The sequence below is a fragment of the Aeromicrobium changchenzhani genome (genome assembly GCF_057586615.1).
Window position 1 is genome coordinate 116,476 of the sequence record NZ_CM172480.1, and the last position, 21,268, is coordinate 137,743.

Sequence of the window (21,268 nt, forward strand, 5' to 3'; positions counted from 1 at the left end):
GTTGAAAGAGGGGCGGGTTCGGCGTGTGCCGAACCCGTCCCTCCTCGCTTGGTGATGGGTTGATCAGCCCTTTGACAGCGATGTGAAGCGGAACTTGAACGAAGCGTCCAAGGTCTTGTCGAGGCCGTCGATGTTGCTACGACCGATCGCAACCTGCGAACCGGTCAGCAACGGCAGATAAGGAATCTGCTCGGCGACCCGCTGCTGAACCAAACCGAGCGTCTTCTCACGCGCGGGCTTGTCGGCATTGGTGCGCTCGCTGTCGAGCAACTTCGTCATAGCCGGGTCCGACCAATCGGTCTTGTCCTCGTTGTAGTGCGACTGGGTGAAGTTGCCACCCTTCTTCGCTGCAACATCGTACGGCGACAGGAACGGTGACAGGTAATTGTCGGCGTCGGGGAAGTCCGGGAACCAACCGAGCTGGAACACCGGGTAGGCGTCCTTCGGATAATTCTTGGCGTATTCAGTCCACGGATCAGAGCTGAGATTGATCTTGAACAGCCCGGTGGCTTCGAGTTGACGCTTGACTGCCTGGTATTCCTGATCGGAGTTGGAACCGTAGTGATCGGGGTTCCATTCCAGCGGGACCGTGGCGGGGGTCTTGACGCCCGCATCGGCGAGGAACTTCTTGGCCGCATCAAGATTGGGCTTGTCGCCATACAGATCCTTGAACGGCTCAGTAGCACCGGCCTGGGCCTTCGGAACCATCGAATACGCCGGCGTAAAGGTGTCCTTGTAGACCTGCGTCGACAACTCCGAACGATCGACCGACGACGCGATGGCCTTCCGAATGGCCAGCTTCTGCGTGTTGTCCTTGCCAGGCATTGTCTTCAGGTTGAACACGATGTAGCGGAGTTCGCCGCCGGCACCGGTGTGCACCTTGACGCCCTTAGCCTTCGACAGATCGGCGATGTCGGTCGGGGTCAACGAGCGGAACGCCACGTCGATGTCGCCGTTCTTGATGTCCAGCTTCAGGTTCTCTGGCTTGGCGTAGTAGCGCATCGTGATGGTGTCTTCTTTGGCCTTGCCATAGGTGCCCTGATAGTCCGGGTTGGCCTTGAACTCCGCGATCTGATTCTTGTTGTACTTGGCAATCGTGTACGGGCCGGAGAAGCCGTTGGCCTTGATCGCGGCGTCATCATCGAGCACCTTGTCCGCCGGATAGGTCTCCTCATCGACGATCGGACCGGCCGAGGTCACCAGGATCTGCGGGAAGGTCTGGTCGTTCGGCGCATTGAGCGTGAAGACGACCGTCTTGTCATCTTTCGCCTCGACCGATTTCATCGCGCCGAGCAGCGAGGACGGACCGTTGTCAGCGTTGATGGTGACGATGCGCTTGAACGAGTAGGCAACGTCCGAGGCGGTGAGCGCGTTCCCATTGGCGAATTTGAGGCCGTCTTTGATCGTGCAGGTGTATTGGGTCGGCTGCGTGAACGCGCACTTGGAGGCCGCATCAGGCGTCAACTCGGTGCTGCCGGCCGGAAAGTTCAGGAGGTATTGATAAACCTGCGTCTGAACCGTCATCGAACCGTTGTCATATGAACCAGCTGGATCGATCGAGATCACTTGGTCGGTCGTGCCGACAATAAGACCCGACGCTTTGTCGCTGGTTCCGGACCCACAGGCTGAGAGCACCATGCTCACGAGCGCCGCGCTGGCGAGGAGTACTGCTCCCCGACGGATCTGTTTCATTCTTCTCCTACTGTCATGCCGAGCATGCGGCGTGGAAAGTTGGCCCGCTTGGCCGAACCCGCGTCCAAATAGTGGACAGTGTCGTCTTGGGCACGCTACACCTAAAACTGGCAGTCCTCGGGGCGCCAAATATTTCAATTTGACTACCTTGCGACTGTCGGCGGATGGATCCGTGACGGTAGTCTTGGCGCCATGACCCACAATGAACATTTGGCCTCATTCGATCCTGAAATCGCGGCCGCGATCGATGCTGAGCTCAACCGCCAGCAAACGACGCTCGAAATGATTGCATCGGAGAACTTCGCCCCGGTCGCCGCGCTCGAAGCGCAGGGCAGTGTCCTGACCAATAAGTACGCCGAGGGCTACCCCGGCAAACGTTATTACGGTGGCTGTGAATTTGTTGATGTCGTTGAGACGATTGCGATCGACCGGCTCAAAGAGCTGTTCGATGCCAGCTATGTCAACGTCCAGCCGCACTCGGGCGCCACGGCCAATGCGGCCGCGATGCACGCCACGATTTCCGCTGGCGACACGATTCTGGGTCTGGATCTGGCCAATGGTGGTCACCTCACCCACGGCATGAAGCTCAACTTTTCCGGCAAGCTTTATAAGGTCGTGCCCTATCACGTCGTCGTTGATACCGGCTTGGTCGATATGGATGAGGTGCGCCGGTTGGCGCACGAGCACAAGCCGCAATTGATCATCGCTGGGTGGTCGGCCTACCCGCGCCACCTCGACTTCAAATTGTTCCGTGAGATCGCCGACGAGGTCGGTGCGAAGCTCATGGTCGACATGGCGCACTTTGCCGGACTCGTCGCTGCCGGACTCCACCCGAGCCCGCTGCCATACGCCCACATTGTCACCACGACGACGCACAAGACGCTCGGCGGACCACGTGGTGGCGCCATTTTGACCAACGACGAAGCGGTCGCCAAGCGCATCCGTTCGGCCGTGTTCCCCGGCCAGCAGGGCGGACCGCTTGAGCATGTCATCGCGGCCAAAGCCGTTGCCTTCAAGATGGCGGCCGAGCCAGCGTTCAAGGAGCGGCAGCAGCGCACCATCGAGGGCGCCAAGATTTTGGCCGCGCGCTTCATGGCCGACGACATGGTCAATGCCGGTGTCACCGTCCTGACCGGCGGCACCGACGTGCACCTTGTGCTTGTCGACCTGCGGGCCTCCGAGCTTGACGGCAAGCAGGCCGAGGACCGGCTCCACGAAGTCGGCATCACGGTCAACCGCAATGCCGTTCCCAATGACCCGCGGCCACCGATGGTGACCTCGGGCCTGCGCATCGGCACCCCGGCCTTGGCCACCCGTGGCTTCGGCGCCGAGGAGTTCACCGAGGTCGCCGAGATCATTGCTGCGGCGCTTCAGCCCGGGGACATCGACACCGCAGGGCTGCGCAAGCGCGTGACGGTGCTGGCTGAGCGGTTCCCGCTCTACGCGGAAATCAAACCCTTCACGCAGTGACCAATTCTCCGCGAGCGTGGCGCCTGTGGTTTCGCCCAACGCTTCTCGGCCTTCATACCTTCGCGATCGTCGCAGTTGCAGTCTGCGTCGTCGCGGGCTTGTGGCAGATGGGTGTCTATGACTCCCGGCAGCAACATGAGCGCGCCGACAAGCAGCAGGTGGCGACGGTCGCGCTTGAAGGATTGTGGGGGGCCGACGATGCGTTCACCCCTGAACTCAACCACCGTCCGGTCACGGTGAAGGGACGTTTTGCGGCTGCCAAAGATCAGGTGTGGGTTGCCGACAAGATCGAGGCCGGGCGTACCGGTTATTGGCTACTCGCCCCATATATCGTTGCCGGCGGCGATCAGGCCCTGATGGTCGTACGTGGTTGGTCGCCGACCGCGGACGCATTGCCTGACGTACCGGCGTTGACCGAACTCAGCGGCGTACTCGAAGCCGGTGAGGGCAGTGGCGCGCCGCTGGAGAATCACGTGATCGGAACGGTGCGCCTACCGGCGCTGATCAATGCGCTGCCGTTTGGTCTGTATTCGGGCTATGCGGTCAGTACGACGCCGGCCGCGGCCGGCGGCCTGACGATGGTCACCCCACCGCTTCCCGATGTCCCGTGGACCGCCGGGCTGCGCAACCTCATGTACGCGCTCCAGTGGTGGGTGTTCGCTGCGTTCACGGTCCTGATGTGGTGGCGAATGTGCACCGAAAGCGTGGCCGCAGCCAAGCAGAAGGTAATCTGACCACGTGCCAAACAACAACTTCAGGGCAGCTCTTCTGCGTTACCGCGTCATGGCCAATATCGTCGGCACCCTGCTCATCGTCCTGGTGCTCGTCGGACTCCCGCTCAATGAGTTGCATCGGCTCAATGAAGCTTGGTTCCCCGAAGGGACCAATGCGCAGCAGGTGGGTTCATGGATTTCGCAGTACCTTGGCGTCGCGCACGGCTGGCTCTACATGATCTTCTTGGTCATGGCGGCGCTGTTAGCCCGCAAGTCCAAGTGGTCGATCCCGTTCACGGTCACGACATTGCTCGCCGGAACGGTCCCGATCGTCAGCTTCTGGGCCGAACATCGCGCCACCAAGGCCGTGCAGGCCTCGAACCCCGAACTCGTCTGACTTCCCCCGTCACCCCGGAGGGGTCAGCGGCCGGTGAAGACTGCCTTGCCGGGTCCGTCGTCGAGGAATGACTTCATGCCGTTGCGCAGGTCCTCGGTCTCGAACAGGGCAGATGCAATCGTCGTCGTATGAGCGTTGGCCTCGGGGATGTCGCCGTGTTCGAAGTGCCGAAGGATGTCCTTGGCGGCGCCGAATGCCATCGTCGGTCCGACCGCAAGATTGGTCGCGAACTCGATAGTTGCTTCTTCGAATCCTTCGACCGGCAGAATGCGGTTGACGACATTCCATGACTCCATCGCGACTGCGTCGTAGGCAGTCCCGGTGAACACCAACTCTTTGGCACGGCCGACGCCGGCACGACCGGCAAGCCGCTGGGTGCCACCCATCGTCGGAGTGAGACCGATGACGCGCTCGACGAGTCCGAATTTGGCCTTCGGGGTCGCAAGGATGATGTCGCAAGCCAACGCAACCTCGAAGGCCCACGTCAAAGTGAGCCCATGTGCAGCGAAGATTGTCGGATAGTTCAACGCGGCGATCCGGTCGGGCAGTTCGAGCATCCGGTCATAGAGCGCTTTGGTGTCGGCGACCGACGTACGTGCTTGGAACTGTGACACGTCGACGCCGCCGGAGACGACCTTGCCCTCGGCGCGGATGATCAGCGCGCGCGGCGGTTGTTCGGCAAGCGTATCGAGGGCTTTATCGAAATCGTCGTGGAGTTCGAGCGAATACAGATTGACCGGGGGCGCACTGAAAGTCAGCACCGCGACATGATCGGCGGTGCGGGTGATCTCGATGCTCACTGAAGACCGAACGGGTCGATCTTCTTGGTGGCTTCCTTCGGTGTTTCCACCGGATCTGCGAGGTTCACCCGATCCTTGGTCGGTTCCGACTCGAGAACTTCCTCAGCGGTCTGGATATGAGTGGCCGATGGCGCAGGGAAAGGCTCGGGTTGGTCAGCGACTGGCTCAGCGACCTCGACGACCGGCTCAGCAGTAACCGGTGCTGGCGCAGCGGCAGGCTTGGACGCGGGTACAACCGGGGCCTCGTATGAACCGCCCTTGTCGGCGATCGCATTCTTAACGGCCGCGGCAATTCCAACAACGGAGCCGAGCAGGATTAACTTGCGAAGCAGGTGGCGCTTCTTCTTTGTCTGTGTCGTGGACATGATCCAAACCTACCTTCAAATGCCCAATCGGGCCGGGGCGGTGCACCCGATGAGAGTACTTGGCCGCACATGTGAGAATAGTGCGAACCGATTGAGAGGACCACAACGTGGCTGAACAGCTTATTGCGACCTTGAAAACCAACAAGGGCGACATCGCGATCGAACTTTTCCCGAACCAAGCTCCGAAGACCGTCGACAACTTCGTTGGTCTCGCCGAAGGCACGAAGGAATATCACGCGGATGGCGGCAAAAGCAGCGGGCCGTACTATGACGGCCTCGGCTTCCACCGCGTCATCAAGAACTTTATGCTCCAGGGCGGTTGCCCAATCGGCACCGGAACCGGTGGACCGGGATTTCAGTTCGCCGATGAGTTCCACCCAGACCTGCAGTTCGATCGTCCGTATCTGCTGGCAATGGCGAATGCCGGACCGGGCACGAACGGATCGCAGTTCTTCATCACGACGATCCCGACCGACTGGCTCAACCGCAAGCACACGATTTTCGGCGAGGTGCTCGACGATGAGAGCCGTAAGATTGTCGACGCCATCGAGGCAGCGCCGACCGGTCGTGGCGATCAGCCAGTCGAGCCGATTGTGATCGAGACCGTGCAGATCGAACGGCGCAGCTGAATTATGTCCGAACCCGCAGCCGCTGACCAGCGGTGCTACCGGCATCGTGATCGCGAGGCCAACATCGTTTGTCAGCGCTGCGGGCGCAACATCTGTCCCGAGTGTATGCGGGACGCGTCGGTCGGATTCCAATGTCCTGACTGTGTGAAGGAAGGCGCGAAATCTGTGCGCGCGCCCAGAACCGCGTTCGGCGGCACCATCGCACAACACGGTGTCGCGACGATGGCGTTGATCGGTATCAATGTCGCGGTATTCATCGCGATCTTGGCCGCTGGCGGCAACTCGAGCCTGCCCTTTGAGAACGGCGCGATGCTGCCGCTCACCTCGACCGATCAGGCTGGCCATGTGCTCACCGGAGTCGCCGACGGCGGCTACTGGCGATTGCTCACTGCAGCCTTCCTGCACGAAGGCATCCTGCATATCGCCTTCAACATGTATGCGCTCTATCTGTTCGGTCCATTGGTCGAACGCGCGCTGGGGATCACCCGCTATCTGGCCTCATACTTCACGATGGCGATCGGGTCGTCAGCGTTCGTCTACTGGCTGGCCGCTGAACACGGGTTGACGATCGGCGCCTCGGGCGCGATCTTTGGCCTGTTCGCGATGGCACTCGTGTTCTTAATCAAAGCCAAGCAGGATGTCCGCTATCTCTTGGTCCTGTTGGCAATCAATGCGTTCATCAGCCTGCAGGGCAATATCAGCTGGCAGGGCCACCTTGGCGGCTTCCTTACCGGCCTCATCCTGGGTGCCGGTTTCGCTTATGCACCGCGGGCCAGGCGGCAGCAGGTGCAGATCGCGATGTTCGTCCTGTTGTGGGTCGCGATCATCGCCGCGACGGTTCTGCGTACCGTCCAACTAACCAGCTGAACCCGCCGAGTGGCGCAGCGATGACGGAAATTGACGCTTGTTTCGTCATCCTTGCGCCACTCGGCGGGGGACGGACGTGAATTACATGGTTGTGGTTACCCACAGGGTTTATCCACAGTGTGGATAATGACAGTCGTGTAACTCATTCCCACTTCATGGCGAAGCCGAACGATGCCACGATGAAGCTCATACCGATTACGAGGTTCCAACTGCCGAGACCGGTGATCAACGGGATGTTCACATCGATGCCGTTGGTTGTGTAGAAGACGACGATCCAGACCAGACCGATCAGAGCCGACGCCATCATCGCCGGGCCAGCCCAGCGATTGCCGACACGCTTGGGCTGCGGACCTTTGGGTTGCTTGGGCATTTTCGGGATTCTCTTCGCCACGGATCTTCCTTGATGTCGGGACGTGGCGTCGGGGCCACATTGATTGCTGCTCTGGGTTAGCGTAGTCGCCGGAAGCAGATGTGAGGAGTGCGGTATGGCCAAGAGTAGGGTTGGAGCGCATGCTCGCGACCATTGGCCGCTTGCCGTCTTGACGATATTTGCAGTGACCGGCTTTCTCTTCGTTGCTAGTGCTGTGACCGCAGGTGGCTCCGATCTGCGACCGGCCGGCGATGACGTGACGTCACTACTCAGCTCCCGTGCGCACCGCATTGATGTACGTCGTGAGACGGCGGCCCAATTGCGCACCGAGATTGACGCGCTGTCGGGGACGGTTAGCGACAAAGCATTGAAACGGCAGTTGAAACGCGCCGACAAAGCTCGGGCGGCGACCGGGTTGACGAAGATCAGTGGCTCGGGAATGCGGGTCACTCTCACCGACGCTCCGCGGTCCGTCGTGGTGCCCGGTCTTGACCCCAATGCACTCGTGGTCCATCAGCAAGACATCCAAGCATTCGTCAATGCATTGTGGTCAGGTGGCGCCCGCGCAATCACGTTGCAGGGCGAGCGACTGATCTCGACCACCGGAATCAAGTGCGTGGGCAACACGGTCGTTCTTGACGGTGTGCCGTATTCACCGCCGTATGTCATCGAAGCGGTCGGCGATGAGTCTTCACTCGACTACGCCCTGTCCACTTCCTCAGATGTCGAGACGTATGGCAAATATGTGGCGGCCTACGATCTCGGACTCAAGGTGGAGAAGCTTGACTCGATGACCGCAAAGCCGTATGCCGGAACGGTCGCATTAAAGTATGCGGCCGTCCCGGCGAGCTAGCGACCGCTAGCCGTCGGCGCCATCCGTCGGCGGTACGTCGGGGGTGGGCGGTGTTTCAGATCCAGGATTGGTCGACACAGTAATCGTGACCGTGTCGCCCGGCGATGCCGTTTGACCTGCGGGTATCGACTGAGCGGTCACCGTGTCTTTCGGTTCGGTGGAGGCTGGATCTTCTTTCACTGTGCCCTTGAGCTTGGCGTCCTTGAGTGCTGCGAGCGCATCGTCCTTGGTCATGCCCGCGAGATCAGGGACCGTGACCCGGCCCTTGGACACGAAAAGCGTCACCGAACCGCCAACGGGCACCGACTGGCCCGCCAGCGGCGTACTGTTCAGCACCTGACCCGCGGGTGCAGGATCGTCGACTTCCTTCTTGATGACCTTGAATTTGTATTGATCGGCCTCGAGTTGCTGTTTGGCGACCTTGTATTGCAGCTGCCGGACATCAGGCATCGACACCGCTTCGGGACCGGTGCTGACGACCAGGTCAATTGCGGTGCCCTTCTCTGCTGAGTCGTCGGCTTTGGGCTTCTGCTCGGACACAAGGTCTGCCTTGACGTCAGCGGACGGCTGCTTCTCGACGTTACCGAGGACAAATCCCTTGTTTTCCAGCGACCGCTTGGCGGTGTCTAGGTCCTTGCCAACCACATTCGGCACCGTGACCATGACCGGTGGCGGCTCCTTGGTCATCTGCATGACCGCGAAGATCGCGCCGCCCAACAAGATGAGTGCAACCAAACCCCAGGCCCACCAGCGCCCGTTGCCCTTCTTGTCATTGTCATCGTCGTCGGGAGTTACCGGAAGCGTTCCGGTCGGCGGCGGCAGGACCGCTGCTGGAATCGTCGTCGTGGCCGCTGGCATCGCCTGAGTGGCCGCGGCAGGCGCTTCGATCACGTGGCCGGCATTGAGCCGTTCAATATCCATCCGCATCTCCGCGGCACTCTGATAGCGATCATCGGTGCGCTTGGCGAGCGCCTTGGCCACAATGGCGTCGATGCTCGCACTGACATCGGGATTGAGTTGCGACGGCGGGCGCGCTTCTTCGCGTACGTGTTGGTAGGCGACCGACACCGGGCTGTCACCGACGAACGGTGGGCGACCGGTCAGGAGTTCGTACAGCAGGCAGCCGGTCGAATAGATGTCGCTGCGCGCGTCAACGGTTTCACCGCGGGCCTGCTCCGGGGAGAGGTATTGTGCTGTGCCGATCACGGCGGCGGTCTGGGTCATCGCTGAGGACGCGTCGGCGATCGCGCGGGCGATCCCGAAATCCATCACCTTGATCTGGCCGGCCGGGGTCAGCATGACATTGGCCGGCTTGATGTCACGGTGGACTATGCCCGAACGGTGCGAATAATCCAGGGCGCTCAGAACATCGGCGGTGATGTCGAGCGCGCGTTCGGGCAGGATCTTGCGACCATCGCGCATGACGTCGCGCAACGTCTGCCCTTCGACGTACTCCATGACGATGTAGGGCGCGACGTGGCCGTCCTTGCCGAGCGCCTCGCCGGTGTCATAGACGGCAACAATGGCCGGATGATTGAGCGAAGCGGCCGATTGCGCCTCGCGGCGGAAGCGTTCTTGGAAGGTTGGATCGGTCGCGAGGTCCGAACGCAGTTGCTTGACCGCGACGGTACGTCCCAGCCGGAGATCACGGCCGACTCGTACGTCGGCCATGCCGCCGCGTCCGAGCAGGCCACCGAGTTCGTAGCGATCGCCTAAACGTATGGGCTCGTCGGGGGTTTCGGTCATAGTGTCATTCTCCGAAGGGGTTGAGGGAAGTGTGGATTGATCCAAGTGGGTCGCGCCCATCGGCGTTCGGGCGCCAAGCTGACTCGGGGTCTCGCAAATAAATACTCACTTGTTAAGCACTGCCTCCATTACTGCGCGCGCAATTGGTCCGGCGAGTTTGCCGCCGGCGATCTCGCTTCGGCCGGTGTTGCTTGATTCAACCAGAACCGCAACGGCCACCTTGGGATTCTTGGCGGGCGCGAACGCTACGAACCACGCGTAGGGCGGACGTGATGGGGTTGATTGGGCGGTGCCGGTCTTAGCAGCGACCTCGACGCCGGGGATGCGGGCCACCGTCGCGGTCCCACGGTCGACGACACTCACCATCATTTGCCTGAGCTTCGCCGCGTTGCTCGAACTCATGGCCTGGCTGAGCCGGGACGGGGTGGTCTGGTCGAGAACTTTGAGATTGGGTGAGCGGAGGGTTTTAACAATGTATGGCTTCATGACGGCGCCGTCATTGGCGATGCCAGCGGCGACGAGGGCCATCTGTAAGGGGCTGGTGGCGACTTCATACTGCCCAATGCCGCTCTGTGCCAATTGGGTGTCTTCGAGCTTCGTCTCTCCGCTGGTGAAGTGACTATCACTGCCGGCCAGACCGTCGAGGGGATCAGTGCCGAAACCGAATTTGGCGGACTGCGCGGCGAGATCGTCTTGGCCGACGCGCAAGGCCAAGTTGCCGAAGGCCACATTGCATGACACTTCAAGCGCCCGCTGGAAGGTGATCTTGCTGCCGCCACAATTGCTGTTGTTCTCATTCGTGAGTTTGTATTGCTTGCCGGGGAATGACAGCGTCGCGCCGGCCTTGATCTTCGTGTCCGGATCCACGCCGAGTTTATCGAGCGCCGCGGCTGCGGTGACGAGTTTGAAGGTCGAACCAGGCGGCAAAATCTGCTGCGTTGACCGATTGATCATCGGCTGGTTCTTGTCGGCATTGAGCTTGGTCCAGGCTTTTTGGACCTTGCTGAAGTCGTGGCTGGCGAGAACGCTGGGATCGTAGCTGGGTTGATTGGCCATCGCCAAGATCGCACCGGTGCTCGGATCAAGGGCGAGGACTGACCCTTTGGCGTTCTTGCCCAGCGCGGCGAGACCGGCGGCGGCCGTCTTCTGTGCCAGTGGATCGATCGTCAGTTCGACGCTGCCGCCCTTGGGCTTCTTATTGGACAACAGGTCGACGACGCGGTTGACGAACAGTCGATTGTCGCTGCCCGAGAGGACGCTGTTTTGTGACCGTTCGAGGCCCGATCGGCCGTAAATGTAGGAGTAGAAGCCGGTGATCGGCGCATACAGTTCGCCGTTGGGATAGCGACGCTGGAATTTGTATTCATCCTTGCTGGAAACGCTCTCGGCGATTGGCTCACCCGCGACGAGAATCGCGCCGCGATCGCGTGAGAACTCCTCGTTGATGACGCGCCGGTTGCCGTCATGCGCGTTGAGACTGTCAGCGTCGACGAACTGGACGTAATTGATGTTGAGCAGAAGGGCCAAGAACATGACAAGGCAGGTGATGGCCATGACGCGGATTGGCTTGTTCATATCGCCTTCACCACCTGAGTGGGTTCATCGCGGTCGAACGTCTCGATCTCCGGCGCGGGGCGACGTGTCTGATCGCTGATGCGCAGCAAAAGGGCAATAATGGCCCAATTCATCAGGATCGAGGAGCCGCCATATGAGAGAAATGGGGTGGTGAGTCCGGTGAGCGGGATCAGCCGGGTGACGCCGCCGACCACAACGAACACTTGGATCGCGAGCGAGATCGCAAGTCCTGCGGCCAAGAGTTTGCCGAAGGCATCTCGGCAGACCAGGGCGATGCGCAAGCCGCGTTCGACGATCAGGCCATAGATCACCAGGATCGCCATGAGGCCGGCAAGGCCAATCTCCTCGCCAAGGGAGTCGGCGATGAAGTCTGAGTAAGAGAACGGTGTGAGGTCGGGATTGCCGAGGCCCCAACCGCGTCCGAGCACTCCGCCGTGGGCGAGCCCGTAGAGCCCGCTGACCAGTTGGCCGTTCTGATCGAGATTGCCGAATGGGTCGAGCCAGCCATCGACGCGTACCTGCACGTGTCCGAAGAAGGCGTAGCCGAAATAGGATCCCGCAAGGAAAAGGGCGCCACCGACCAGCAGCCAGCCCGGACGCTCGGTGGCTATGTAGAGAAGTACGACGAACAGGCCGAAGAACAGCAGGGATGAGCCGAGATCGCGCTGGAAGACAAGAATCCCCAGGCTCACGAGCCAACCAGCGAGGATCGGCCCGAGATCCCGACCTCGTGGCAGATCGATGCCAAGAACCCGACGACCGGCCAGTGCGAGGGCGTCGCGTTTGACGACGAGGTAGCCCGCGAAAAAGATCGCGAGGCAGATCTTTGCCGCTTCACCAGGTTGGAAACCCATGGGGCCGACATGGATCCAGATGCGTGAACCATTGACGGTGCGACCGATCCCGGGGATGAGCGGCAGGATCAGCAGGACAATCGCGGCCAGACCGAAGGTGTAGGTCGACGCTTGAAGGGTCCGATGATCGCGGACGATGATCAGAATTGCGGCGAAGGCGATGAGGCCCAGCAGGGTCCACATGAGTTGGGGATTGGCCAGCGCCGACCAATTCGGGTCGCGCGCGCCGCGTGCAAGGTCGATGCGGTAGATCATTGCCAGCCCGATGCCATTGAGGCAGATGACCAGCGGTAACAAGACCGGATCGGCATACGGGGCGACTCGGCGAACGATGACGTGCGCGATGATTGCGAGTGCAATCAAGCCAGCGGTGAGCTTATAAACGCCGGCCGGGATGGTTCCTTCGACGCCAAGACCGACCGCGCAGTAGGCACCGATCCCAATCAGGACCGCGAGAATCGTCAGGAAGAATTCGGCACCGCGTCGTTTCCGCGGAACCCACGTCGGTGTTGCGTTGGCCGATGAGCTCATAGGCGTTCCACGAACTGGCCGAGGGTTGCCTTGGTGGTGGCTTTCTTGGTCGGCTTATCAGTCGGTTTCGGTTTGTTGGTCGGTGTTGGCGTTGGTGCCGGCGGCAAGAAGGCTTCGAGATTCGCGACGATTTCGCGGGCGTCCGTGAGGCTGGATGCCTCGATGCCGGCGCGAATCTGCTTCTGGCGGAAATCTGAGAGTGACGACGTTTTGATCGTGGTCACGGTATTGACATGCTGCAAAGCCAAGCCGGGTACGTCGGCTTGTACGCCGCGGTAGATCGTGACGTAGCCATTGTTTGACGCGACGAAGTATTGCTTCTGGCTCCAGTCGTAGGCGACCTTGCCGACACCGGCGAGGATCGCGGCGAGCACGATGAGACCGATCAACCACTTCAGCCAACGAAGCCGTGCGGGTGGCCGCGGAGCGTAGCGGGCTTCCTCCGGATCAAGCGGAACGGGAGGACTGTCCTTGCCCAGGTCAGCGCCGGTGCGAGGCCGTGGCTGGCCGGCGGCGGCACCGACAAGCTGCGGCTGACCGTTGGCGCAGGACAGACTCTCGTCAATCGGGTCGTCGGCGGCAACCATCTCGCCGATGACAACGGTGATGTTGTCGTGGCCGCCGCCTTCGAGTGCGAGTCGGACCAATTCGGTCGCGGCAAAGTCGATCGTCTCCGCGCCGAGGGCCGTGGCAATGAGGTCATTGTCGACCATGTCGGGCAGGCCGTCACTGCACAACAGATAACGGTCGCCGAGCTCGGGCTCCACGATGCTCAGGTCCGGATCGTTGTCGTCGCGGCCGAGCAGCGCGCGTAGAATCAGCGAGCGATGTGGATGGTGGCGGGCCTCGGCGAGAGTGATCCGGCCCTCGTCGACGAGGCTCTGCACGAACGTATGGTCGTCGCTGACTTGTGTGAGTTCGCCGTCACGGAGCCGGTAGGTGCGGGAATCGCCGATGTGCGCCATCGCGAACTTCTTGCCGTCCCAGAGCAACGCATCGAGCGTCGTGCCCATGCCTTCGACGGCCGGTTCCTGCTCGATCAGTTCGCCGAGTCGGTCGTTGGCACGGAGTACGGCGCCGGCGAGCACCTCGACCGAATCACCTTCCAGTGGTCCGTCCAGTTTGCGGATGACATGCATCGCCTCGGAGGACGCAAGGTCACCTGCTGCGGCGCCGCCCATACCGTCGGCGAGGACAAGAAGACGGTTGCTGGCGAAGCCGGAATCTTGGTTGTTCGTGCGCCGCAGGCCGGTATCGGTCAGCGCTACGTAGCGGTACGTCAGCTCAGTCATGGGCTATTTCCGTAGTTCGACGATGGTTTTGCCCAGGCGCACGGCGATGCCTATTCCGATCGGCGTCGGGGCGGTGAGGCGCTGGCTGCCGAGGTAGGTGCCGTTCGTCGAGCCGAGATCTTCGACGAACCACTGCTCGCCGTTGGTGGCGAAACGGGCGTGGCGGGTGGATACATAATCATCATCAAGTCGTATGGCCGCATCGGTGCCGCGACCAAGCAGGATCGGTTTGTCGCCGAGCGGGACACTCTGACCGGCATTGGGACCGGAGATGATCTGTAATTTGGTCGGGGTGCCACGTGCGGGCTTGCGCGGTTTGGTCTTTGCGGCTGGCCGCTGTTTGGCTTTCGGCGCACGCGCGGGTGCGGGAGCCTTCGCGCCGAAGATGTCGGAGCGGATCACCGACACCGCGGAGAGTACGAACAGCCACAGCACCGCGAGGAATCCGAGCTTGATCAGCGTCAGGGTGAGTTCGGACATCAGCGGTCCGACTTCTTGGCGATGCGGATCGTGAGAGTCGTGTTGCCCATACGGATTTCGGAGCCGTCGATGATTGCCGCATTGGACACTCGGCGACCATTGACGATGACCCCGTTGGTCGACTGCAGATCGATGATCGCGACGGCGGTTTCGCCCTCGACGTTGTAGATCTTGATCTGAGCGTGGCGCCGTGAAATGCCCGGATCGTCGATCCGGAGATCGGCTTCGGCGCCGCGGCCGATGACAACGCCGGGCGCGGTGAGCGGATGCTTCATGCCGTTGACCTCAAGGATCACCTCCGAACGAGTCAATGCGGTGTCGGTCATACTTTGTCCGGCGACCGGCGTGACTGACGCATTGGTCGAACTTTTGACCCGAAAGCGCCCGGTGCCCAGGTCGCCGGCCTGTTTGAAACTGATCGCAATTGGCCCGGACAGCGTGTAGCGCTGTTCCTTGACATGTTCCTGCACGAGGGTCGCGAGCTCGCGTGCGAGGGTGTCACCGAACTGGGTCAGTCGTTCGTGGTCGGGAAGCGAGAGCTCGACGACGAAATCATTGGGAACGAGCTTGCGCTCCCGCGACAAGATGTGAGCAGAGTTGTCGACCTCGCGCTGGAGCGCAGCGGCGATCTCGACCGGCTGCACAGCGCTGCGGAAGGCGCGCGCAAATGCGCCGGTGACAGCACCTTCGAGGCGCTGTTCAAAGCGTTGTAACACTCCCGCCATCGGACATCACCCCTTCGTGGTCACTGGAATACCTTTGAATCGTATCGGTCGGGTGTCAATCGTTGGTGATCCGGCGCAGCCGTACGGACGAATTAACGATGCAATTGGCCTGTTAGAGTTGTGCCTCGGTTCAGACATGACAGTTGGATCGATCAATACAGGTGACGCGCGAGTGGCGGAATGGTAGACGCGCTGGCTTCAGGTGCCAGTGTCCGAAAGGGTGTGGGGGTTCGAATCCCCCCTCGCGCACCCAAGTTTCTCCCGCCCTTGGTGGGCGGTGGATGAGCAACCTAATTGAGTCGTCATTACGTTGCTGAGGCACCGCCCAGCAGCGTAATTGACTCGTCGCGCATCTGGATCTTGCGGATCTTGCCGGTCACGGTCATCGGGAAGTCGTCGACGACATGGACATAACGCGGGATCTTGTAGTGCGCGAGCTTGCCGCTGCAGAACTCGCGCAGCAGCTCGGCATCCAAGGACGCCCCGGCCTTGAGTTGAACCCAGGCCATGAGTTCCTCGCCGTACTTCTCATCGGGAACACCGATCACCTGCGCGTCGACAATGTCCGGATGCGTATAGAGGAATTCTTCGATTTCACGCGGATAGATGTTCTCACCGCCGCGGATCACCATGTCTTTGATGCGGCCGACGATCGAGAGGTAGCCGTCGGCGTCTTTGATCGCGAGATCGCCGGTATGCATCCAGCCATCGCGCAGGACCTCGGCAGTTTTCTCCGGGTCATTCCAGTAGCCGAGCATGACTGAATAGCCTTTCGTGCAGAATTCGCCGGTCTCGCCGGCCGGCAATTCCTCGTCGGTGAACGGGTCAACGACTTTGACCTCGACGTGCGGATGCGCGGTTCCGACGGTTGACACCCGCTTGTCGAAGGTGTCATCGACACGGGTTTGAGTCGAGACCGGGGACGTCTCGGTCATGCCGTAGGCAATCGTCACCTCGGGCATGTTCATCTCGTCGATGACACGTTTCATGACCTCGGCGGGGCAGGGCGATCCGGCCATAATGCCGGTACGCAGGGAGGTCAGGTCGTAGGACGAGAAGTCCGGCACCGCGAGCTCGGCGATGAACATGGTCGGCACGCCATACAGCGATGTGCAGCGCTCGGCCTGAACCGCCTCAAGGGTCAGAACCGGGTCGAATCCGGGTGCCGGTATGACAACGCACGCGCCGTGGCTGGTGGAGGCGAGGTTGCCCATAACCATACCGAAGCAGTGGTAGAACGGCACCGGTACGCAGATTCGGTCTTGCTCGGAGTAGCCCAATATTTCGCCGACGAAATAGCCGTTGTTGAGAATGTTGCGATGGCTGAGCGTTGCGCCCTTGGGGAACCCGGTCGTGCCGGAGGTGTATTGGATGTTGATTGGTTCCTCGGCTGACAGCGCCACGGAGATCGGCAGGGTGTCGACGTCGCCGGCTCCGTCAATGAGCGCTTGCCAGGATCCGTCACCGATGAATACGACGTCCTCGAGAGTCGTGATGTCGGGGCGGACCTCCTCGATCATGGCCCGATAATTGCTGGTCTTGAACTCGATAGCGGACACGAGCAATTTGATGCCCGATTGGTTGAGGACATAAGCGAGCTCGTGGGTCCGATAGGAAGGGTTGATGTTGACCAAGATCGCGCCGATGCGCGCAGTCGCATATTGGATCAGGAACCACCCCACGCAGTTCGGTGCCCAGATCCCGACCCGGTCGCCCTTCTCGATGCCGATCGCCAGCAGGCCGCGGGCGAGTTCGTCAACCCGATCCTCGAGCTCGGAATAGGTGAAGCGGGTCTCACCGGCGACATCGACAACGGCTTCGCGTTGGGGCCAGTCGGCGACCGCGCGGCGCAGATTGCTGTCGATCGTGTCGGTTAGGAACGCGGTTTGGGAGCCATCGGAATTCGTAGTCACCCTCTATTTGTGCCACGCTCTCGGTCGTCGCGCAAGGGTCGGCGGCGCTGGCCGGCGGGATGCTCCGATAGCGTTGGCCGCATGATTTCTTCTCGGGTCCTGCTGGAAATCGACGGTCCAGTGGCGTATGTGTGGCTCAATCGGCCGGACAAGCTCAACGGCATTGACCTTGCCGTGTTGCATGATTTGGTCGTTGCGGCCAAGAAGATCCGCCGGGACCGAAACGTCCGCGCGGTGATCATCCAGGGCAACGGCGATGCGTTCTGCGCTGGCCTCGATTTCGCGAGCGTGCTCAAAGATCCAGTCAAAGTCCTGCGATCGTTCGTCGCCAATCCGATCCGCGGGACTAATCTCTTCCAGCAGGCCAACTGGGTCTGGCGGGAGCTCCCAGTTCCGGTGATCGCCGTGACCCATGGCCGCTGTTACGGCGCCGGTTTGCAATTGGCGCTGGCGGCTGACTTCCGGTTCACGACGCCGGATTGTGAGTGGTCGGTGCTGGAGGCCAAATGGGGTCTTGTGCCAGATATGAGCGGCACGGTCGCGTTGAGTGAAGTCGTCACCGCCGATGTGGCCAAACGACTGACCATGACCGGCGAAATCATCACCGGCAAGGCCGCGAAACAGATCGGCCTCGTCACCGGTTCCAGCGCCGATCCACTCAAGGATGCACTCAAACTCGTCGAGCAATTGTCGACGCGTTCGCCCGACTCGGTGGCAGCCTCCAAAAGACTGCTCAACGAAACTCGGCGCAGCCGGCCGCGCCGCGCCTTCCACATCGAGCGGGCTCTTCAGCTGTCGATGTTGCTCGCGAAGAACACCAAGATCGCGCGTCGCGCCGGCTTTGCTCGGGAAGCTGCCGAGTTCGGTCCCCGGACTTTCAACGGCTGAGCACTTTAAGGGCTGAGCAGCGCATACGTCGTGGTTGTTAGGCTAACTGCGTGACCGATCCCCAGCTGCAGCCCGAACCTTCGAAGAAGGTTGCCAATCAGTACGAGCGCGATTATGACTACACGCAGTATTGGAACAACCGCGACTACGAGAACGATGCCGAGCGCATCGCGATCCGTCGGCTAATTGGCACGCGTCGCTACCGGCACGCGGCCGACATCGGCGGCGGCTTCGGTCGGCTGTGCCTGCTGCTGAGCGAGTATGCCGATCGGGTCACGCTCGCCGAGCCGGCGCTTAGTCAGCTCGAAGCGGCCAAGGATGTGTTGAAGGGGACTGACATCGAGCAGGTCCAGATGCAGGCCGATGACCTCAAATTCGAGGATGGATCGCTTGATCTGATCACGATGGTTCGCGTTATGCACCACATACCTGAGCCGAGTGAAGAGTTCGCTGAGATCGCGCGCGTGTTGGCGCCGGGCGGCACGGCGATCATCGAGGTCGCCAACTACGGGCACTTCGTCAACCGGATGAAGCACAAGCGGGCCAAGAAACCGCTACCGACTGAGCCGGTCAGTATTCGGTCTGCCTCCGATGAAGCCGATGCGATTGCGTTCGTCAATCACAACATCGACACGGTGCTCGGCCAATTACGTACCGCTGGGCTTGAGCTTGACGAGAAGCTATCGGTGTCGAATCTGCGCAGCCAGAAGATCAAGAAGGTCGTCCCGCACAAGGTCATGCTGGCGGTCGAGAAGGTCACCCAGAAGCGGCTCGCCAAGAACAACTTCGGTCCCAGCATTTTCCTCAAGCTCACCAAGGCCTAACCGCCCTCCCCAAGATTTGGCCGATTTTGCCCATTTTCGACGTTAAAAGTTCGAGAAAACGGAATGATTTCGGCCAAATCTTGGGGGCTGGACGTGGGTGCTGATTCACTGGGGTGGTGGAATCGACCTACACGACTGTCGCGCGTGCCGCCACCGCCGAGCTTGAGATCAAACGCTCGCGCTTTCGCTGCGATGTGGCACGGGTCGACACCGATCGGGATGCGCGTCATTTCATCGCGGACATTCGGCGGCAGTTCCGCGACGCCACCCATCACTGCACGGCATTCGTGCTCGGACCAACCGCTCAAATCCAGCGCAGTAACGATGACGGTGAGCCTTCCGGCACGGCAGGTATGCCGATGTTGGGCGTGCTGACCGGACGTGGGCTGAGTGACGTGGTCGCCGTCGTCACACGTTATTACGGTGGCACCCAACTTGGCGTGGGCGGACTCGTCCGTGCGTATGGCGATGCGGTTTCGGCCGCGCTTGACGAGGCCGGTGTCCGTCAACGGGCGATGCATCGATTGATCGAGGTCACAGTTCCGGCCGCCGATGTGGGCAGACTCGACAACCAACTTCGTTCGATCGTCCAGGTTCGCGACATCTCGTACGGCGAGCTGGCGACTTTAATGGTTGCTGTGCCAGTCACCGAGGTCATTGGTTTCCATGACAAGCTCGCGGCCTTTACCTCAGGTGCGGCGACCGCCGTTGAAATCGACGACGAATGGGCAGATTGCGTCTGAGCGGTGGCCGATTTCCTCCCGTTTCTGACGCCGGAACGTCGATAAAAGGGATGGTTGCGGCCAAAGCTGGGGGACCCGATTCGGTGAGCATCGCCAAAAAATACAGTATCGTCCGTTGGCGTGGAGAGTTCTTATGTGGTGGTCGGCGCCGGGATGGCGGGTCTCGTCGCTGCTGACCGGTTGGTAACTGCGGGTCACGACGTCACCGTTCTTGAGGCCCGCGATCGGGTGGGAGGACGCATCCTGACCGAGGATGTGCCGAGGTTTCCTGGCCTGCGAGTGGACTCCGGCGGACAATGGGTCGGGCCGGATCAGCGCGCATTGCAGGGCGAGTTAGACCGGTTCGGGTTGCGGACGGTCGAGCAGAACGACGGACGTAAAACCGTCTTGAGCATTCGTGGCCGGATGACGCGTTACACCGGAAGCACGCCGAACCTGGGGCCACTGGTGTTGGCGGATGTGGGCCAATCGCTGTTGCGTTTCAACCGGCTTGCCGCTCGGATTGATCTGCAGCAGCCGTGGGCAACACAGAATGCAGAGCGACTCGACAGCCAGACGTTCGAGACGTGGATTCGCCATACCTGCCGGACGCCCAAGGGCCGGCAGTTCTTCCGGATCGGGTGCGAGGCGGTGTTCGCCACTACGGCTGGCAATCTCTCCCTGCTGCATGCGCTGTTCTATTGCAAGTCGGGTGTCAGCTTCGAACATTTGTTGAGCACTCAGGGCGGTGCTCAACATGCGCGGGTGGATGGCGGTATGCAGCAGGTTGCCGAACGACTTGGTGCGCAGCTCGGCAATCGGGTTCGGCTCGGTGAGCCGGTGGAGTTCATCGGCCAGGACCCCGAGCACGTACTCGTGCGCACGACCGAGGGAAGTTATTCGGCGAGCCAGGTGATCGTGGCAGTCCCACCAACGTTGGCCGGACGCATCACCTACGATCCGCCGATGCCACCGGTGCGGGACTCACTGACCCAACGGATGCCGCATGGTTCGGTCATCAAGACCCACACTGTTTATCAACGGCCCTTCTGGCGCGATGAGGATTTGAGCGGTGAGGCGGTTGCGGACACCTCGCCGGTGAAGGTGGTTTTCGATGCCTCCCCAGTCGGTGTTGACGGGCCCGGCGTACTCCTGGCGTTCATTGAAGGCGCTGATGGGTTGAAAATGTCGTCGCGGACAGCGGAGCAGCGCACTGCTGCAGTGACCGGCGCGTTGGTCCGACTGTTCGGCGAGCAGGCACGGAATCCACTCGCGTACATCGAGAAAGACTGGACTGCGGAGGAATGGACTCGTGGTTGCTACGGAGCGCACCTCCCACCCGGTGCGTGGACACAGGTCGGCGCGGCATTGCGGGCACCTGTCGGCAGGATTCACTGGGCCGGCACGGAGACTGCGGTGCGCTGGTGTGGCTATATCGACGGTGCCATCAGTTCGGGTGAGCGGGCAGCCGTCGAGGTTTTGCGAGATTTGGCCGATTTCCCACCATTTCCCGCGAGAAAAGCTTGAAAAATGGGATGATTTCGGCCAAATCTTGGGGACGC

At 61.1% G+C, this 21,268-nt stretch carries 21 protein-coding genes and 1 tRNA gene; 11 read left to right on the forward strand and 11 right to left on the reverse strand.

Annotation, left to right across the window (positions count from 1 at the left end):
• Nucleotides 1–63: 63 nt before the first annotated feature.
• Complete coding sequence (locus tag AC2YB9_RS00650; protein WP_487266834.1) at nt 64–1,692, reverse strand: ABC transporter substrate-binding protein; 1,629 nt, start codon at nt 1,690–1,692, stop codon at nt 64–66.
• Between the two features lie 192 nt (nt 1,693–1,884).
• On the opposite strand from AC2YB9_RS00650, the gene glyA reads away from it, so the two are divergent.
• From glyA to AC2YB9_RS00665, 3 genes are read left to right on the forward strand one after another with little or no spacing between them, the layout of a single operon-like run.
• Nucleotides 1,885–3,162 (forward strand): serine hydroxymethyltransferase, encoded by a 1,278-nt coding sequence (glyA, locus tag AC2YB9_RS00655; protein WP_487266835.1) that lies wholly within the window; start codon nt 1,885–1,887, stop codon nt 3,160–3,162.
• Complete coding sequence (locus AC2YB9_RS00660; RefSeq protein WP_487266836.1) at nt 3,159–3,896, forward strand: SURF1 family protein; 738 nt, start codon at nt 3,159–3,161, stop codon at nt 3,894–3,896. Before glyA ends, AC2YB9_RS00660 begins: the two co-directional genes overlap by 4 nt.
• Before the next feature lie 4 nt (nt 3,897–3,900).
• A complete protein-coding gene (locus tag AC2YB9_RS00665; RefSeq protein ID WP_487266837.1) occupies nt 3,901–4,272 on the forward strand; it encodes a DUF3817 domain-containing protein in 372 nt (123 codons plus the stop codon).
• 23 nt (nt 4,273–4,295) lie between these two features.
• Here AC2YB9_RS00665 and AC2YB9_RS00670 read toward each other — a convergent pair whose 3' ends face one another.
• Together AC2YB9_RS00670 and AC2YB9_RS00675 are read right to left on the reverse strand one after the other, a co-directional pair.
• Complete coding sequence (locus AC2YB9_RS00670; RefSeq protein WP_487266838.1) at nt 4,296–5,072, reverse strand: enoyl-CoA hydratase/isomerase family protein; 777 nt, start codon at nt 5,070–5,072, stop codon at nt 4,296–4,298.
• Nucleotides 5,069–5,437, reverse strand: coding sequence for a hypothetical protein (locus tag AC2YB9_RS00675; RefSeq protein WP_487266839.1), 369 nt, complete (start codon nt 5,435–5,437; stop codon nt 5,069–5,071). Before AC2YB9_RS00675 ends, AC2YB9_RS00670 begins: the two co-directional genes overlap by 4 nt.
• 107 nt (nt 5,438–5,544) lie before the next feature.
• Here AC2YB9_RS00675 and AC2YB9_RS00680 point away from each other — a divergent pair, with 107 nt between their 5' ends.
• Nucleotides 5,545–6,066 (forward strand): peptidylprolyl isomerase, encoded by a 522-nt coding sequence (locus tag AC2YB9_RS00680; RefSeq protein ID WP_487266840.1) that lies wholly within the window; start codon nt 5,545–5,547, stop codon nt 6,064–6,066.
• Nucleotides 6,067–6,231: 165 nt separating this feature from the next.
• Complete coding sequence (locus tag AC2YB9_RS00685; protein WP_487266841.1) at nt 6,232–6,933, forward strand: rhomboid family intramembrane serine protease; 702 nt, start codon at nt 6,232–6,234, stop codon at nt 6,931–6,933.
• 142 nt (nt 6,934–7,075) lie between these two features.
• Here AC2YB9_RS00685 and AC2YB9_RS00690 read toward each other — a convergent pair whose 3' ends face one another.
• Nucleotides 7,076–7,303, reverse strand: coding sequence for a cell division protein CrgA (locus AC2YB9_RS00690; RefSeq protein WP_487266842.1), 228 nt, complete (start codon nt 7,301–7,303; stop codon nt 7,076–7,078).
• 115 nt (nt 7,304–7,418) lie between these two features.
• Here AC2YB9_RS00690 and AC2YB9_RS00695 point away from each other — a divergent pair, with 115 nt between their 5' ends.
• Nucleotides 7,419–8,156, forward strand: a complete 738-nt coding sequence (locus AC2YB9_RS00695) for a DUF881 domain-containing protein (RefSeq protein WP_487266843.1) — start codon at nt 7,419–7,421, stop codon at nt 8,154–8,156.
• Nucleotides 8,157–8,162: 6 nt separating this feature from the next.
• Here AC2YB9_RS00695 and pknB read toward each other — a convergent pair whose 3' ends face one another.
• The 6 genes from pknB to AC2YB9_RS00725 all read right to left on the reverse strand — a co-directional run bounded on the left by pknB (nt 8,163) and on the right by AC2YB9_RS00725 (nt 15,359).
• Nucleotides 8,163–9,902: a Stk1 family PASTA domain-containing Ser/Thr kinase gene (gene pknB / locus AC2YB9_RS00700; protein WP_487266844.1), complete on the reverse strand. Its 1,740-nt coding sequence runs from the start codon at nt 9,900–9,902 to the stop codon at nt 8,163–8,165.
• Between the two features lie 105 nt (nt 9,903–10,007).
• Nucleotides 10,008–11,477, reverse strand: coding sequence for a peptidoglycan D,D-transpeptidase FtsI family protein (locus tag AC2YB9_RS00705; protein ID WP_487266845.1), 1,470 nt, complete (start codon nt 11,475–11,477; stop codon nt 10,008–10,010).
• Nucleotides 11,474–12,862: an FtsW/RodA/SpoVE family cell cycle protein gene (locus AC2YB9_RS00710; RefSeq protein ID WP_487266846.1), complete on the reverse strand. Its 1,389-nt coding sequence runs from the start codon at nt 12,860–12,862 to the stop codon at nt 11,474–11,476. The genes AC2YB9_RS00705 and AC2YB9_RS00710 overlap by 4 nt, the downstream gene beginning before the upstream one ends.
• Nucleotides 12,859–14,154 (reverse strand): PP2C family protein-serine/threonine phosphatase, encoded by a 1,296-nt coding sequence (locus tag AC2YB9_RS00715; RefSeq protein ID WP_487266847.1) that lies wholly within the window; start codon nt 14,152–14,154, stop codon nt 12,859–12,861. Before AC2YB9_RS00715 ends, AC2YB9_RS00710 begins: the two co-directional genes overlap by 4 nt.
• 3 nt (nt 14,155–14,157) lie before the next feature.
• Nucleotides 14,158–14,634: an FHA domain-containing protein FhaB/FipA gene (locus tag AC2YB9_RS00720; RefSeq protein ID WP_487266848.1), complete on the reverse strand. Its 477-nt coding sequence runs from the start codon at nt 14,632–14,634 to the stop codon at nt 14,158–14,160.
• Entirely contained in the window at nt 14,634–15,359 is a 726-nt protein-coding gene (locus tag AC2YB9_RS00725) for an FHA domain-containing protein (RefSeq protein ID WP_487266849.1), read from the reverse strand. The genes AC2YB9_RS00720 and AC2YB9_RS00725 overlap by 1 nt, the downstream gene beginning before the upstream one ends.
• Nucleotides 15,360–15,525: 166 nt before the next feature.
• On the opposite strand from AC2YB9_RS00725, the gene AC2YB9_RS00730 reads away from it, so the two are divergent.
• A tRNA-Leu gene (locus AC2YB9_RS00730) sits at nt 15,526–15,608 on the forward strand.
• Between the two features lie 56 nt (nt 15,609–15,664).
• On the opposite strand, the gene AC2YB9_RS00735 is transcribed toward AC2YB9_RS00730, so the two are convergent.
• Nucleotides 15,665–17,272, reverse strand: coding sequence for an AMP-binding protein (locus AC2YB9_RS00735; protein WP_487266850.1), 1,608 nt, complete (start codon nt 17,270–17,272; stop codon nt 15,665–15,667).
• Between the two features lie 81 nt (nt 17,273–17,353).
• Here AC2YB9_RS00735 and AC2YB9_RS00740 point away from each other — a divergent pair, with 81 nt between their 5' ends.
• The 4 genes from AC2YB9_RS00740 to AC2YB9_RS00755 all read left to right on the forward strand — a co-directional run bounded on the left by AC2YB9_RS00740 (nt 17,354) and on the right by AC2YB9_RS00755 (nt 21,233).
• A complete protein-coding gene (locus AC2YB9_RS00740) occupies nt 17,354–18,160 on the forward strand; it encodes a crotonase/enoyl-CoA hydratase family protein (protein ID WP_487266851.1) in 807 nt (268 codons plus the stop codon).
• Between the two features lie 50 nt (nt 18,161–18,210).
• Nucleotides 18,211–18,984 carry a class I SAM-dependent methyltransferase gene (locus AC2YB9_RS00745; protein WP_487266852.1) on the forward strand — a complete coding sequence of 258 codons (774 nt, stop codon included), beginning with the start codon at nt 18,211–18,213 and terminating at the stop codon, nt 18,982–18,984.
• 116 nt (nt 18,985–19,100) lie between these two features.
• A complete protein-coding gene (locus AC2YB9_RS00750) occupies nt 19,101–19,727 on the forward strand; it encodes a YigZ family protein (RefSeq protein ID WP_487266853.1) in 627 nt (208 codons plus the stop codon).
• Between the two features lie 120 nt (nt 19,728–19,847).
• Nucleotides 19,848–21,233: a flavin monoamine oxidase family protein gene (locus AC2YB9_RS00755; RefSeq protein WP_487266854.1), complete on the forward strand. Its 1,386-nt coding sequence runs from the start codon at nt 19,848–19,850 to the stop codon at nt 21,231–21,233.
• The last annotated feature ends 35 nt before the right edge of the window (nt 21,234–21,268 follow it).

What these genes read in the sequence shown, in the direction of transcription:
- AC2YB9_RS00720 (WP_487266848.1), bottom strand. Translation starts at nt 14,634, where the DNA reads ATGTCCGAACTCACCCTGACGCTGATCAAGCTCGGATTCCTCGCGGTG.
- AC2YB9_RS00650 (WP_487266834.1), bottom strand. Translation starts at nt 1,692, where the DNA reads ATGAAACAGATCCGTCGGGGAGCAGTACTCCTCGCCAGCGCGGCGCTC.
- AC2YB9_RS00740 (WP_487266851.1), top strand. Translation starts at nt 17,354, where the DNA reads ATGATTTCTTCTCGGGTCCTGCTGGAAATCGACGGTCCAGTGGCGTAT.
- AC2YB9_RS00705 (WP_487266845.1), bottom strand. Translation starts at nt 11,477, where the DNA reads ATGAACAAGCCAATCCGCGTCATGGCCATCACCTGCCTTGTCATGTTC.
- AC2YB9_RS00710 (WP_487266846.1), bottom strand. Translation starts at nt 12,862, where the DNA reads ATGAGCTCATCGGCCAACGCAACACCGACGTGGGTTCCGCGGAAACGA.
- AC2YB9_RS00715 (WP_487266847.1), bottom strand. Translation starts at nt 14,154, where the DNA reads ATGACTGAGCTGACGTACCGCTACGTAGCGCTGACCGATACCGGCCTG.
- pknB (WP_487266844.1), bottom strand. Translation starts at nt 9,902, where the DNA reads ATGACCGAAACCCCCGACGAGCCCATACGTTTAGGCGATCGCTACGAA.
- AC2YB9_RS00725 (WP_487266849.1), bottom strand. Translation starts at nt 15,359, where the DNA reads ATGGCGGGAGTGTTACAACGCTTTGAACAGCGCCTCGAAGGTGCTGTC.
- AC2YB9_RS00675 (WP_487266839.1), bottom strand. Translation starts at nt 5,437, where the DNA reads ATGTCCACGACACAGACAAAGAAGAAGCGCCACCTGCTTCGCAAGTTA.
- glyA (WP_487266835.1), top strand. Translation starts at nt 1,885, where the DNA reads ATGACCCACAATGAACATTTGGCCTCATTCGATCCTGAAATCGCGGCC.
- AC2YB9_RS00695 (WP_487266843.1), top strand. Translation starts at nt 7,419, where the DNA reads ATGGCCAAGAGTAGGGTTGGAGCGCATGCTCGCGACCATTGGCCGCTT.
- AC2YB9_RS00690 (WP_487266842.1), bottom strand. Translation starts at nt 7,303, where the DNA reads ATGCCCAAGCAACCCAAAGGTCCGCAGCCCAAGCGTGTCGGCAATCGC.